Below are 14,413 nucleotides of genomic sequence, written 5' to 3'. Positions count from 1 at the left end.
TTTTATGAAAAAAGGAACGAATGAATGGGCTAAATCTCATCTTTTTCATGAAATATCTCTTAAGTATACAGATATGGTCTCGCCGATTCCGCTACAATCAACTGGCAAGTCATTTTTGATCACGTTTTACTAAAAAGCACGCTTCTATAAAGGAAATATTTTGTTAATCAACACATCTGGCTAAAAGTAAAGAAAGATGCTCATTCATTGCGGTAGAGGCTGGGTAATTACACCTGCAAATAGAAAGAAAATGATTTCTTTTAGAGAAGAGAAATATTTTTCTAGCACATCGAGAAGCATTGACTTTTGCCGTAGCGCGCCATCGCCATAGGTGCCAAGATTTTCTTTGCGACGAAAGTGCGGAGGCTATGATACAAACCTTTCACTATCAAAATGGTATTTTAGGATCGATTTTTGCTCATTACGATTTTTGATTAAAAGCCTTACATCATAAAAATAGGGTACCGGAAAGTAAAAACTTTCCCGCACCCTGTTATTTTACTTCTTGTTCTAAAGCTTGGAATTCTGCCATTCTCGCGGTTGCACGCCAATAGTGATAGACGAGTCGATCGATCCATAGAAGGGCCTCTACCTTTGATACCGCTTCTTCTAATGCTTTTTCACTTGTTACGGAACGTTCAAAGTATTCCGCACGTTTAATACGACGTTCTTGTGCCATCTCTTGCGAAGTTTGTTCAAGTATAATCGAAATTTCTAATAACTTATCGTCATCATGTAGCACTTCTGTAATATCAGTTAAAATTGCTTGCCATTTAATCATTAATTTCTCTTGGAAATAAATCGCTTCCACCTTTTGTTGTTCTCGTAGCACTTTGATTAAACGGCTTAAATGATCCAGTGTGTGCAAAATGCAAATATGTTGATGCCGCTCTTTACTAGAGGTTGACTGGACTAAATTTAAGAAATCACGTGTTTGATTGATTGCTTCTTCTACTTCAAGCATCATCTTTTCATATTCAACCGTTACTTTCTTTTCGTTAATGAGTATTTGTAATGCACCTGTTAAATGAATCATAATATCTCGAAGTGTTTTGTAGCTGACGTAAATCGCTACAGATGGTACTTGTATTAAACTATCATCCAGATTTTTCGTTAATGCATTTTCACGTTCAGGTATAATTTTCATCAGTACGTTTGCAAATACTTTCATAAACGGTAAGAAAATAATCATCCCGATTACACTAAACATCGTATGGAAAATAGCAAGTGCCAGCGTTTGGTCAAATTCTCCAGCAATCCTTTCTGTGATCCACTTTGCTACCTTGATAAAATATGTAAACCCAATTGTGACAAAGACAGCTGTAATCGCATTAAATAAAAAATGCGTCATCGCTGTACGCTTAGCGGATACAGATGCACCAATTGCTGCAAAAAGTGCAGTAGCTGTCGTACCGATATTTTGCCCAATAACTAAATAAGCTGCTTGGTTAAAGTCAATAGCCCCTGCAAATAAGGCGGTTAGTGTTGCCGCCATCGCCGCGCTCGATGCCTGCATAATGACCGTCATCACTAACCCAATCAAAATTAACAAAATAATCGAGACAAACGAATCAGCAGGAATGGATTCAAAAGAAATCAAGTCTTGTGCTGACCCCATCCCCTGTTGTAACATGTCAATCCCAAGGAATAGTAAACCAAACCCTGCAAGGACACTACCAAATTTTTTAATGTCATTTGGTGCAATTAACGACATAAATACACCAACACCAATAATCGGCAAGCTCATCGTTTGAAGGCTAATTTTAAAGCCGATTAATGAAATAATCCAGCCTGTACTCGTGCTCCCGATGTTCGCACCGATAATGACGCCAATCGATTGTAAAAATGTTAATAAGCCTGCACTAACAAAGCCGATTGTTAACAGCGTTGTAGCCGTCGAGGACTGCACTAAAACGGTCATGAGCGTACCTGTTATAATTGCTGTAAATGTCCCTCTTGTAAATGTATTGAGCCACCTTTTTAACGCTTCACCCGCCACTTCTTTTAACCCATTTGTCAGCATTGTCATACCTAATAAAAATAAACCAATCCCACCAAAAATCGTAAGCATTCACACACCACCAATATTTACTAGTCAACTATTAAGTCTACCAGTTCTTTCATATAAAATTAACAATAAATTTACAATAAAACAACATTAAGTTAAAAATAAAAAGCTGTGCATTCACACAGCCTTCAAGTAAATCACGAGTTCTTGACGATATACGCCATCTTCTAAGTAGTGATCTAAATTATGAAAATCATATTGGTAATTACCATGTGGGAATGTAACACTTTCCCCTTGTACTGCTGCTAAGAGGCCTGCCACATCTGTTGAGACCATCTCTAAAACTTCTTCACCTGTTGCTGTTAAAACAAATACTATGTTCATAAGTTCTCCTTTATACCATATTCACAGTCCATGCGAATGACAAAAACCTTCATTTTACGCACCAATAAATAATGTCGCTTGTGCAATCGCTAAAAAAAAGGCTGCATCTTGTATTGGGCTTTCTTGCATGATTTCTAACGTCATACTAAACGTGTCCGATACTTCATCATATACTGGTAGCCAACGAGCAATCATTGTATCACCAATGAGAAAAGTTGACCAATCTTCCATTGCTTTATCGATTTTTATTTCGAGGGCGTGGCCTTTAATAAACAGCTCAGGCACGCCAATTCGCCAGTTCTCATAGTTAATTACGTATGTTTCATTTGTACGATAGTCCGTTGCCTCATACCATAAACGACCTTTTCGTTGTATTTTACGACACATAAATACAGCGTTGTCTTCTGTTGTTTTCACTACATACTTTAAAAAGTAACGATAATCAAAATAGCCGTCCAATAGTTTTTTCAAGCCATTGTCATATACACGATTTAGTGTAAAGGCATGTTGACCTGCCTCCAAAATTGGTATATCTTCCGTGGCATTTAATCTTGCGGGTACTTCATATGTAAATACGTTCATCTGTTCAACCCTTTAAAAAATAACTTTTATTTTGTTCCAAATTCTATTTAGAAAATCGAGCGACTGCATATAATGTACATCAAATACTTGATATTCATCAAGTACCGATCTTTTGGAATACTGATTAAGAGGTGATTTGTTGGAAGAAAGTCAAACTAGCCTTGTTAGAAATAATCTAACAAGGCTAGTTTGGTAACAAGTGTTTTTTTGTAAGCTAAAATCAAGCAAATGATTTTAGCTACAATCGCTATTCGTTACATTTTCACTGCGGAAAAAAATTCGCTATATAACGCTTTTAAAATTTGGTCTTCAAATTGTTTGTTTACGCCAAACACTAGGCTTACTTCAGAAGAACCTTGATTAATCATTTCAATATTTGCACCCGTCGAAGAAATAGCTGTTGTTGCACGTGCAGCTAGCCCTGTATTATTGCGCATCCCTTCCCCAACGATGACAATCATCGAGAAGCCATGACGGAAATGTGCATCATCTGCATGTAATTCTTCTTTTACGCGATTTACAATACGCTCTTCTTTTTCTGGTGTTAATTGATTCGAACGCATAATGACTGAAATATCATCTAAACCAGATGGTGTGTGTTCATAAGAGATATTTTCTTCTTCAATAATTTGAAGCAGTTTTCGTCCGAAGCCAACTTCACGATTCATTAAATATTTTGATACGTATAAAATGGAAAATCCGCTATCTGCTGAAATCCCTGTCACCGAGCGACCTTGCTCTGAACGAGTTGGTACAATACGTGTACCCGGTGCGGATGGGTTGTTTGTATTTTTAATGTTCACTGGAATACCTTGTCTATACACAGGCATTAATGCTTCATCATGGAAAACAGCAAAACCTGCATATGATAACTCTCTCATTTCTCTATAAGTAATTTCTTTAATTTCTGCTGGGTTGTTAATTACTTTTGGATTTGCTGAAAATACACAGTCTACATCCGTAAAGTTTTCGTAAAGGTCAGCGCTCACAGCTGAAGCTAAAATTGACCCTGTAATATCTGAACCACCACGGTCAAATGTACGTAAAATACCGTCTTTAGTATAGCCGAAGAAGCCAGGGAAAATCACGACTTCCTCTGTATCCTTTAATACGCTTAATTTTTCATAGGCTTCAGGTAAAGCATATGTGCGTTCAGGAAGATCATTAACAAGTAACCCTTCCTTTGGGCTGACATAACGCGCTGGTAAGCCCGCTACATTAAAGTAAGCGGCAATTAGCTTCGCATTATTATCTTCACCACTTGCTTTTAAATTATCGATAAACAAATCTTTATTAGACTTATCGCCTGCAACACGCTCACGTAAATCTGCAGCGATAATTTCCGACATCGTCTGATCTAAACCTAAACCACTTGTAATATCTTCATATCGATTGACAACAGCATTAATTTTTGACTCAACATCACCGCCAATAAGTGCTGTTTCCGCTAGATCGATTAATAAATCTGTAACTTTAATATCTTCACTTGAACGTTTTCCAGGAGCTGAAACAGCAACTACTTTGCGTTCAGGATTCGATTTAACAATGTTAAATACTTTTTTAATTTGCTCTGCACTTGCGACGGAAGTACCGCCAAATTTACATACTATCATTTCACCAGATCCTTACTTAATAATGTTGTTGTACTTCTAGAAAAAACATTTGATTTCCCACAGTGTACAAACTATAGGCGTAAACGTCAAGAGAATTCTAAAAAATCAAACGAATCATCCAAATAAAAAGTGACTAATTTCCGAACTTGTTTGTTTATTATATGTAAATTTGATTGAAATGGTAAGTTATTTTCATTTTCAAAAGTAAAATTTACATAATGAATAAAAATAGTATCACCATATACTTTCAACGTCTAGTTAGCATGCGTATATTATTTCTTTTGTTGTCTACTAGGGGTAAAAAGAAATTCCAGTTTCTCACCGTTTAGCTTTAATTTTGCCTTTCCTTTTTTACCGCTTTTCCATGTAAACAAAATCTCTCGCGTTTCTTTCCCCGCGAGTAACTTTTTCATATCAGTCGGCGTAATTTTGCCTTTCATGAGTGATTTGCTAATATAGAATTTACAAGATTTATTTGTACAATTGTACCCTTTAAATCCTTCTACTACTGAATCCCCACATGTAACACATTTCCCTACAATCACGACTTCTTTTTCTGCAACGGTCATTTCAAGTGCTTTCATTTTTGCGGTTGTATCGTGAATAAATTGCTGCATGTCTGTATAAAACTGACGCGAGCTAAGAGAGCCGTCCACAATATCCTTTAACTTCTTGCTCCACACAGCCGTCAAAACAGGTGAGACAACATCATGATCACCAAGCGACCTAATAACATCAATCCCGAAATCGGTTGCCGCAAGTGATTTTCCTTCCCGCATCATCATACCGATTGAAAGAAGTTTTTCCATAATTTCTGCTCTCGTTGCACTTGTTCCAATGCCTTCAGCATCTTTCAGGATGGCCTGGAGTGTTTTATCTTCCACAAAGCGGCCTGCATGAAACATCGCATCGAGCAACGTACTATCTGTATAACGGGCTGGTGGCTCTGTCATTTTCGATAAGATTTGGCTACTATGAACGTTTAACTGTTGCCCTTCTTTTAGTAGCGGTAGCGGCCGTTCTTCTTTTCGCTTTTGCGCTTCGTAAAGAACCGTGTAGCCTTTATCAATCACCGTATTGCCACTTGCTTTAAAATGATGCCCCCCACATAATAGCATGACATTCGTTTTATCTAATACATAAGGAGGTAAAAAAATAGCGAGCAGTCGTTTGACAATCAACTCATAAATTTTCACCTCTGCCGGTGTTAAAGATTTCTTGCCGACAGATACATCGGTAATCGTGATGGCATGGTGATCGGTTAATTTTTTATCATCCACATATCTTTTCGCATACATCGTCTTTTGTATATGGCCTTCATTACTTAAAATGTGTTTGGCTACTTGTTCAAACTGTGGTAAAGTGGCCGCTGCTTGTACTTGATGAGCAATCGTTTTAGCGAATGCAGTTGGTAAATGTTTGGACTCGGTACGGGGATACGTAATAAGCTTTTTTTCATATAAGCTTTGGGCTATTTTTAGCGTCTCCGCCGACGTAAAGCCATAAAACTTATTTGCCTCTTTTTGTAGTTCTAGTAAAGAATGCAAACTCGGCGCAAATATTGTTTTTCGTTCTGTTTGAATTTGCTTCACGAATGCAGTTGGTGTTAACTTCATCTGAATCGCTTGTGCAGCTTCCAACGAATCAAGCTTGTTTGTTTTCGCAATCGGATCGAACCAAAGTGCTTTCAATTCACCTGTATCTAACTCAAGTTGGAAATACGGCGTTGGAACGAAATCTCGAATTTCTAACTCTCGTTTTACGACAATCGCTAAAGTAGGTGTCATGACCCGCCCTACTTTAATCGTACGTCCACCTTTTACGGTTGCCGCACGTGTTAAATTTAACCCTACTAGCCAGTCAAAAATCATCCGGTACATGGCAGCGTTGCGTAAATTCCGAATCATTTCATCGTTTTCATCGATTAAATGCTCTAAAGAATGACGAATAGCAGCGTCTGTCGTTTGTGATGTCCAAAAACGCTTTACAGGCAGTGTACATCTAGCTTTTTTATAGAAAGAATAAAAGATATTTTCTCCTTCCATCCCTGCGTCACAAGCATTAATAATAAAGTCATATTGATTCGTTTTTAGCAATGTTTCAATATCTTTATATACTTTATAAGCACTCTTTTTTACACGAAATTCATATTTAGTTGGCATCATTGGGAGAAGATCTAAACTCCACTTTTTCCATTCTGCATGATACTCATGTGGCTCTTTTAACTCTACAACATGCCCGACAAAAGATGTAAAATCAATTATATACGGTAGTGTTATTTTGTTATAAACCTTTTGAATATCGCGCATTAGGGAAGGTTTTTCGGCGATTAATAACGCTTTCAATTCATCCCCTCCTTTTACTCGTAAGTATAGTAAAGAACGTATGTTTTGTAAATGTGAATTCATGCGATGGGGACAGCAAATTCATTATCTAGAAGGAGGCTTATAAAATGAAGAAAAACGTTTCTTCACAAACTTGGGCACTGGCTCTTTTTGCAATCGGCGTATTTATGGCTGCACTCGATAACGGGATTATTAGTGCAGCACTCACAACGATTAACAGTTCATTTGACGTTTCTCCTAACTGGGGAGCTTGGGGAATCACAATATACACACTCGGTTTAGCCATCAGTGTACCGATCATTGGAAAGCTCTCAGACCGCTACGGACGAAAAAAATTATTTATTATTGAAATTGCGATTTTTGGAATCGGTTCATTGCTTGTAGCACTTAGCCCAAACTTTACGTTCTATTTAATCGCACGCTTTATTCAATCAATGGGTGGTGGCGGTATTTTCATCATTGGTAGCTCACATATACTGAGCACGCTACCTGCCGAAAAACAAGGGAAAGCACTTGGCATGCTAGGTGGGATGAACGGCATTGCTGCTGTATTAGGGCCAAACGTTGGTAGTTTTTTAATGGATGTAACGGGTAGCTGGCATGTGCTCTTCTTAATCAATGTGCCAATCGCTATCTTCCTCATCATTTTTGGTTTACTAAAACTAGAAGAAACAAGCGAGCCAAATCCAGGCAAACTTGACTTATTCGGAACAGTTCTATTATCACTCGCCATTTTAGGTATTATGTATGGGCTCACGAATATCGAGGGTGTTCATTTCTTTGCCAGTTTACTTGAACCAACTGTATATGGCTTTATTCTTGCAGGAATTGCTTTATTTATCGGCTTATTATTTTATGAAAGTCGACTGGAAGCCAAAAATGGAGACCCTATTTTACCCTTTAACTTACTAAAAAAACCACCTTACTTATTTACATTACTTATCGGATTGTTTTCAGGCGCACTATTAGCAGCCATGATTTTTATTCCTGCGTTTTCTGAACAAGTATTAGGCATCCCTGCAGAAAAATCTGGATACTGGATGACACCACTTGCCATTGCTGCGGGAGTTGGCGCTGGATTTGGCGGGGCCTTTGTCGATAAGAAAGGACCGATTTTCGCGATTATCTTATCAGGGATTCTTTCCATGATTGGATTTTTCCTCTTCCCATTTTGGATTGAGGCAAAATGGCACTTTATCGTAGCATCTATTGTAGCAGGAGTTGGTATGGGGATGATCCTCGGTGCACCGCTCAATATTTTAGCAACGGAAGGGATTAAAAAAGATAAAGGGACATCTATTGCGACGCTCTCTTTAGTTCGGCAAATCGGGATGACGCTTGCACCAACGATTTATGCTGGATTTATCGCCCGTGGTTTTAATGATATGCCTACTCTTTTTGCAACAGTGTTTCCTGAAAAACTGCAAGCAAACTTAACTAATGTAACGCTATCTAGTGAAGCGCAAGCTGAAATCGGGCAATTTGCACAAAGTTTTACCGGAGACGCGGCATTTTCTCAAGACACAATAAGTACAGCGATCGCAAATATCCAGGACCCAACGCTAAAAGAGCTAATTACATCTACTGTAACAGACATTACAACAATGGCTGCACAAAACGGATATGGTGGATTGTTTATGTCAGCTAGCATTATCTCTATTCTGATTTTAGTAACGGCATTTATTTTAGCATTTATTCGTAAGAAATATATCTCTTCCACTTCTTAAAAAAGTAGACGAATCGTTATAGCGATTCGTCTTTCTTATTTCCCGGGCAATTTTTTCATTATTTCGATAATTAAAGAGAAATAAATGATTTTATTCTCAAAAATACAATTTACGTGCATAAAACAGAAAATATTATATTAATCTAGAAAATATATACATACCAATGTTATAATGCACTTATATGTAGCTAGGGGGAATGGAAGATGAAAGTAACGAAAAGAACCGTTTTATGGATTGTCCCAATACTTCTTATTGGTGCATTTTACTATTTTTACGGACCTAAAGATGCGATTACAGAAAACGCGTATATTGACTATGTTAAGAGCCAAACATTAGTGGACAATAGTAATTTAACAGTGGAACAAGCCTTTAATAACTATTGCGAAGTAAGTGATTGGGTGTTTTTCGAGACACAACGCGGACAAAAAGTAGTGGAATTTAAGGGGAAATGTCCTGTTGAAGAAATAACACAACCTGTTAATTTACAATTCCTTGTTGATGATGAACAGACTGAACATACAGTTGGCGCAATGTTAGTCAATGATGTTAAGCAATCATCTGAAGAGCGGGATACATTTATTCAAACCATTTATAAGAATTAACTCATACAGAAAAAATGGTCTCTTCTCCTAGAATGAGATCATTTTTTATATATTTAGTTATCTTCTTTAGGAAAAAATCTGAAACTCAATAAGGTCTGATTCGTATAATAAATGAGGTGATTCCATGAGTACGTGGCTTTCTTTTACTATTGTGATTGTTACGGCAGTCGTAAATTACATAAAGTATCGTGAAGCCTTTAACAAGCTGACAAAGAAAGAGTGGGTACAATATATCGGCAGTTTCTTCTTAGCATGGATTGTAGCAATCATCATCATTATAGGTGGAAAAGAAATACTAAACCCATTACCATTAACAGGCTCGTTTGAAAAGGCTATTGAGTGGATGCTCATCATAGTAGGTTTAATGTTGGCATTGCGAATTATGTACAGCATGATGCCTCAAAAACTGAAGGATGCGTTTGAGTGAAAAGAGTAGTATGTATTTTGAAAGAATAGACCTTTAAACGGACGAAAAAGCGCTCATTTTCATGCTTATTTTTTATATGAGCGCTTTTCTAGCCTCTTTTTACTCCCATTTTTTCAAAGCAACATTAATCATGACATTTTAATTTCGCTACCTTCCCCTGAAATGTATGAATCAATTTCTGACGCAAGCGATGTTTACGTTTTCGTATTCCCTCGACCGAAATGCCGTACTCCTTTGCTAGTTGCTCATTGGATTTATCGTGTATAAACACATCGTGGAGTAGCTTTTTTTCCGCCTCCTTTAACTGCCCTGCTACCTTTTCAAACAGTGAATTTTCGGAAATGGTTTGTTGTTTTTGCTCCACATAAAAGGTCATTTTTTCATCTGTTGTCGCAATAAAGCGTGCCTCTTTTTTCGCATTTTTGCGCAAAGCATCAATGACGTCGTACCACATTTGATTATATACATACGCCTTCAACTCATATTTGCTTGAATCATATGTTTCCCATGCTTGCCATAACGCAATGAATGCAATCTGTTTATACTCATCGCGATTTTTATAAATACGACATTTGGACAATAGCTTCTCTATGACAGGCTCCATTTCAGTAACTAGCTTTTCAAACTCCATTACCTTGTTCGTCCTTCTAGATCATGCATGTTCTGTTTATTCCTAGGTAATGTAAACGTACTGAAAAGCATAAATAATCTCAAAAAGGACTTTCTATAAAAAAGAACGAAAAAGCGACTTTACTACTTGATTTCACTTTATCAAATACATTCAATCCCTATTATTTTTACGTTTTATACTTATTTTATTTTTACAAATTCGAAAACGCTGTTGACAAAAGTGCAATTGTCAGGCATTCTTATACACAAATAACCAAAAGCATAGCGAAGACTAGTAAGCGTGACTTAGCTGGATTAGAGAGCGACACCCATAGGCTGAAAGGTGCGTGCAGCAAAAGACGTCTGAACCTACTTCGACCAAGCTCCTAGCAAAACTAGGCGCCGACTCAGCGTTAAGAGAACAAGTGGAATGCAGTTGCATTCAATTTAGGTGGTACCACGGAAAGCGTTTTTCGTCCTATTGATTTAGGCGAAAAGCGCTTTTTTCTATTGGAGGAATTCATTATGGAGAGAAAACGAATTGTCGTCAAAATTGGAAGTAGCTCACTGACAAATGCAAAAGGTGAGATAGATTCCCAAAAGTTTATGGATCATATTGAAGCGATTGCCAAGTTAAAGCAGCAAGGTCACGATGTACTCCTTGTGTCATCAGGTGCTGTAGCAGCAGGGTTTCGTAAACTTGGCTATTCTTCTCGACCCGTTACGATCAAAGGCAAACAAGCAGCTGCGGCTGTTGGTCAGAGTTTACTCATTGGCCGCTACACAGAAGCATTTAGCGAATATGATATGGTCGCTGCTCAAATCTTACTTACACGTCACGACTTTAGTGAAAAGAAGCGCTATAAAAACGCACATGCCACGTTTTCAGAACTTTTAGAACGTTCAATTTTACCAATTATTAATGAAAATGATACAGTATCAGTAGCTGAGCTCACATTTGGCGATAACGATATGCTATCTGCGCTTGTGAGTGGTTTAGTACATGCCGATCAACTCATTATCTTAACGGATGTCAATGGTTTGTATGACGCAAACCCACTAAAAAACCCTGATGCTAAACGCATCGACCACATCGAAGAGATTACAGATGAAATGCTCGGCTTTGCTTCTGGTGCCGGCTCAAAAGTCGGGACAGGCGGCATGCAGTCCAAGCTTGTAGCAGCCAAATATGCCATGAATGCGGGTGTGAAAGTATTTATTGGAAATGGTGCGGGTGCAGATAAGCTCATGACGATTTTAGATGGACATGGTGACGGCACATACTTTGAAAGTAAATATTGCACAATTTTGCCGATGAATAAGCAATGGTTAACCCTAACAGAAGTGAGTGGGAAATTATTCATTGATGAAGGTGCCGTAAAAGCATTAACGACGGGTGGGAAATCCCTTCTTCCTGCAGGTATTTATGCATTGGAAGGACATTTCGATAAAGGAGACGTCGTGGAAGTATATGATCGCCACGTATTAATTGGTCGTGGTGAAACATTATACTCCAGTGAAACAATTGAAAAAGTAATGGGAAAACGAACAGATGAACTGGACGAACCAATTGAAGTCGTCATTCACCGTAATAATTGGATTCAAGCTTAAGGAGGAAAAAGATGAGTACAATCGTGGAAAATGAAGTAATCGAAAAAGGAAAGCGAGCGAAAGTAGCGAGCTTTATAATGAATACAAAATCAACGGCTGAAAAAAATGAAGCGCTACTAGCCATTGCTGATCAACTGTTAGAAGATCAAGCCATCATTATCGAAGAAAATAAAAAAGATTTACAAGACGGGAAAGAATCAGGTTTACCAACTTCAACACTTGACCGCATTATGTTAAATGAAGAACGGATTCAAGCAATGAGCGATGCCATTCGTCTACTTGTTGATTTACCAGATCCAGTTGGCGAAGTATTAGAAGAGATTACAAAAGAAAACGACTTAAAAATCGTAAAAAAACGCGTACCACTTGGTGTAATTGGGATGATTTATGAAGCGCGTCCAAACGTAACAATTGACGCTGCTACCCTATCGTTAAAAACAGGCAATGCGGTATTGCTTCGTGGCTCTTCATCAGCGAAGTATTCCAATATTGCGCTTGTCGCTTCCATCCATCGTGCATTAGAAAAAGTTGGCTTCCCACAAGATACGGTCTTACTAATCGAAGACACATCGCGTGAAACAGCGAAAACATTATTCAACTTAAACGACTACTTAGACGTGCTCATTCCACGCGGTGGTAAAGGCTTAATCGATTTAGTTGTACGCGAAGCAAGTGTACCTGTACTAGAAACAGGTGCTGGAAACTGTCACGTATTTGTTGATGCATCAGCTAAATACGACATGACAACAAAAATTATCTTAAATGCTAAAACACAGCGCCCTTCTGTCTGTAACGCAGCAGAAAGCTTACTATTACACCAAGATTTCTTTAATGAACATGGTGAAGCACTGTTAGCTACATTATCCGATGCTGGCATTAAAATTTACGGGGATGAAAAAGTATGTAGTGCCCTGCCAACTGCCTTAAAAGCAACAGAAGAACATTATGCTGAAGAATTTTTAGACTTAACATTAAGTGCTAAAGTGGTAGATTCTGTTGAAGAAGCGATTTTACACATTAACAAATACGGGACAAACCATTCAGAAGCAATTGTTACGGAAGATGCACACCATGCAGCGATGTTCTTAAATTCGATTGATGCAGCGGCTGTGTACCATAATGCCTCGACTCGTTTTACGGACGGCTTTGAGTTTGGTTACGGTGCTGAAATCGGCATTTCAACACAAAAATTACACGCGCGCGGTCCAATGGGCTTACCTGCGTTAACATCAACAAAATACTACGTGTACGGTGAAGGTCAAACACGCGGATAGCAAAAAAACGTAAGAATCTCATTCTGCAGATTCTTACGTTTTTCTCTGTTCCTTTGCCTTTAGTAATTACGGGAATAGTAGTAGCGCCACACCCACACAGATAATTAGTCTCCAACATGCCCCCTACCACAATCGTTTAACATATCATTTCCCTAAATTACCAAAAGCCTATGTTTCTCTTTACGTGAATTTGTTATATTGATATACATGGGGGGAACAATTTTGAATATCGCAGCAATGATTAAATTAACGATTTCGATGGCTATTTTCGGCTCTATCGGCTTTTTCACAATACATACAGGCATTCCTGCTGTTGAACTTGTCTTTGTCCGGTGTATTTGTGCCACACTTTTCCTAGGTGGCATGTGGCTTGCTACCGGTGGACATAAAACAGAAATATGGGCGAAAAAAGAAGTAGGTAAAACGCTTCTTTGTGGCATTTTTATCGTGTTGAATTGGGTATTTTTATTTAAGGCTTTCGAAGAGATGTCCATTTCGATTGCCATATCAATCTATAATTTAGCGCCTATTTTTGTCTTAATCTTAGGGGCTGTATTACTTGCTGAAAGAATGACAATTGGGGCTATTTGTGCAACGGTTGTATGCTTTATCGGTAGTATTTTCATCATTGGCATCGACAACTTCACATCCCTAGATAGCTTTTTTGGCTCTGGGTTTGTGTGGGCACTTCTGTCAGCCGTTTTTTATGCTTTAACAATGTTTACAAGTAAAACGATTACCGGCTTATCCTCTTATGCTCTCACGTTTATCCAAACAATTGTTGGTATTTTTATGTTAGCGCCATTTTGTGACTTCACGCTATTTGACGGGCTGACAACATCAAACTGGCTCTACATTTTAGGAACGGGCTTAATTCATACCGGGTTTGTGTATTACTTATTCTTTGATAGCATCCGTAATCTTTCAACGATTGTCGTGTCAGTACTCGTATTCGTTGATCCGGTTGTTGCGATTTTACTGGACGTCGTACTTTTATCATTCCGTCCAACATTACTACAAGTGTTTGGTATTTTACTAATTTTCGGTGCCATTTTATATACAATATACCAACCGCAACAAAAGGTCGTTGTAGTAGATCAGCAAACATAGATGTAGGTTAGAGCATGTCTTATTATTTAGGGCATGCTTTTTTGTGGTTCTATAATAAATGTTGGGGTTTTCATACAATTTATGAAAAATAAAATGCACAACATCACCTGTTTTACTATAC

Annotated in this window: 12 protein-coding genes; 6 read left to right on the top strand and 6 right to left on the bottom strand. The window is 38.0% G+C overall.

Features of this window, described 5'->3' with window-relative positions; genetic code table 11:
• Positions 1-493 precede the first annotated feature (493 nt).
• The 5 genes from AC3II9_RS21050 to AC3II9_RS21030 form a co-directional block, all read right to left on the bottom strand.
• The gene (locus AC3II9_RS21050) at positions 494-2,071 is read right to left on the bottom strand and encodes a Na/Pi cotransporter family protein (RefSeq protein ID WP_489158638.1); all 1,578 of its coding nucleotides are present in this window, start codon (positions 2,069-2,071) and stop codon (positions 494-496) included.
• 114 nt (positions 2,072-2,185) lie between these two features.
• Entirely contained in the window at positions 2,186-2,392 is a 207-nt protein-coding gene (locus tag AC3II9_RS21045) for a thymidylate synthase (RefSeq protein WP_391370269.1), read from the bottom strand.
• Between the two features lie 54 nt (positions 2,393-2,446).
• Positions 2,447-2,974: a tubby C-terminal domain-like protein gene (locus AC3II9_RS21040; protein WP_489158636.1), complete on the bottom strand. Its 528-nt coding sequence runs from the start codon at positions 2,972-2,974 to the stop codon at positions 2,447-2,449.
• Positions 2,975-3,228: 254 nt separating this feature from the next.
• Positions 3,229-4,587: an aspartate kinase gene (locus AC3II9_RS21035; RefSeq protein WP_489158634.1), complete on the bottom strand. Its 1,359-nt coding sequence runs from the start codon at positions 4,585-4,587 to the stop codon at positions 3,229-3,231.
• Between the two features lie 272 nt (positions 4,588-4,859).
• Positions 4,860-6,932, bottom strand: a complete 2,073-nt coding sequence (locus AC3II9_RS21030; protein WP_489158632.1) for a DNA topoisomerase — start codon at positions 6,930-6,932, stop codon at positions 4,860-4,862.
• 107 nt (positions 6,933-7,039) lie between these two features.
• Here AC3II9_RS21030 and AC3II9_RS21025 point away from each other — a divergent pair, with 107 nt between their 5' ends.
• The 3 genes from AC3II9_RS21025 (at position 7,040) to AC3II9_RS21015 (ending at position 9,688) form a co-directional block, all read left to right on the top strand.
• On the top strand, positions 7,040-8,659 hold the full coding sequence (locus AC3II9_RS21025) for an MFS transporter (RefSeq protein WP_489158630.1): 1,620 nt from the start codon (positions 7,040-7,042) through the stop codon (positions 8,657-8,659).
• Positions 8,660-8,862: 203 nt separating this feature from the next.
• Positions 8,863-9,261: a glucosamine 6-phosphate synthetase gene (locus tag AC3II9_RS21020; RefSeq protein ID WP_489158628.1), complete on the top strand. Its 399-nt coding sequence runs from the start codon at positions 8,863-8,865 to the stop codon at positions 9,259-9,261.
• Between the two features lie 124 nt (positions 9,262-9,385).
• Positions 9,386-9,688, top strand: a complete 303-nt coding sequence (locus tag AC3II9_RS21015) for a hypothetical protein (protein WP_489158626.1) — start codon at positions 9,386-9,388, stop codon at positions 9,686-9,688.
• A 124-nt stretch (positions 9,689-9,812) separates the two neighbouring features.
• Here the strand turns inward: AC3II9_RS21015 and AC3II9_RS21010 are convergent, their stop codons facing one another.
• The gene (locus AC3II9_RS21010; RefSeq protein WP_489158624.1) at positions 9,813-10,319 is read right to left on the bottom strand and encodes a sigma-70 family RNA polymerase sigma factor; all 507 of its coding nucleotides are present in this window, start codon (positions 10,317-10,319) and stop codon (positions 9,813-9,815) included.
• Positions 10,320-10,822: 503 nt separating this feature from the next.
• Here AC3II9_RS21010 and proB point away from each other — a divergent pair.
• The 3 genes from proB (at position 10,823) to AC3II9_RS20995 (ending at position 14,292) form a co-directional block, all read left to right on the top strand.
• The gene (proB, locus tag AC3II9_RS21005; RefSeq protein ID WP_489158622.1) at positions 10,823-11,908 is read left to right on the top strand and encodes a glutamate 5-kinase; all 1,086 of its coding nucleotides are present in this window, start codon (positions 10,823-10,825) and stop codon (positions 11,906-11,908) included.
• Positions 11,909-11,919: 11 nt separating this feature from the next.
• Positions 11,920-13,182 carry a glutamate-5-semialdehyde dehydrogenase gene (locus tag AC3II9_RS21000; protein ID WP_489158620.1) on the top strand — a complete coding sequence of 421 codons (1,263 nt, stop codon included), beginning with the start codon at positions 11,920-11,922 and terminating at the stop codon, positions 13,180-13,182.
• A gap of 222 nt (positions 13,183-13,404) precedes the next feature.
• Positions 13,405-14,292, top strand: a complete 888-nt coding sequence (locus AC3II9_RS20995; protein ID WP_489158618.1) for a DMT family transporter — start codon at positions 13,405-13,407, stop codon at positions 14,290-14,292.
• Positions 14,293-14,413 lie beyond the last annotated feature (121 nt).

This window comes from Lysinibacillus sp. RU7 (genome assembly GCF_057837305.1).
The sequence above is the reverse complement of the archived record's forward strand: the minus strand, read 5'-3'. Positions and strand labels throughout refer to the sequence as shown.

Bases quoted from the DNA above. Each gene is read 5' to 3' on its own strand.
- AC3II9_RS21050 (WP_489158638.1), bottom strand. From the start codon at position 2,071: ATGCTTACGATTTTTGGTGGGATTGGTTTATTTTTATTAGGTATGACA.
- AC3II9_RS21045 (WP_391370269.1), bottom strand. From the start codon at position 2,392: ATGAACATAGTATTTGTTTTAACAGCAACAGGTGAAGAAGTTTTAGAG.
- AC3II9_RS21040 (WP_489158636.1), bottom strand. From the start codon at position 2,974: ATGAACGTATTTACATATGAAGTACCCGCAAGATTAAATGCCACGGAA.
- AC3II9_RS21035 (WP_489158634.1), bottom strand. From the start codon at position 4,587: ATGATAGTATGTAAATTTGGCGGTACTTCCGTCGCAAGTGCAGAGCAA.
- AC3II9_RS21025 (WP_489158630.1), top strand. From the start codon at position 7,040: ATGAAGAAAAACGTTTCTTCACAAACTTGGGCACTGGCTCTTTTTGCA.
- AC3II9_RS21020 (WP_489158628.1), top strand. From the start codon at position 8,863: ATGAAAGTAACGAAAAGAACCGTTTTATGGATTGTCCCAATACTTCTT.
- AC3II9_RS21015 (WP_489158626.1), top strand. From the start codon at position 9,386: ATGAGTACGTGGCTTTCTTTTACTATTGTGATTGTTACGGCAGTCGTA.
- AC3II9_RS21010 (WP_489158624.1), bottom strand. From the start codon at position 10,319: ATGGAGTTTGAAAAGCTAGTTACTGAAATGGAGCCTGTCATAGAGAAG.
- proB (WP_489158622.1), top strand. From the start codon at position 10,823: ATGGAGAGAAAACGAATTGTCGTCAAAATTGGAAGTAGCTCACTGACA.
- AC3II9_RS21000 (WP_489158620.1), top strand. From the start codon at position 11,920: ATGAGTACAATCGTGGAAAATGAAGTAATCGAAAAAGGAAAGCGAGCG.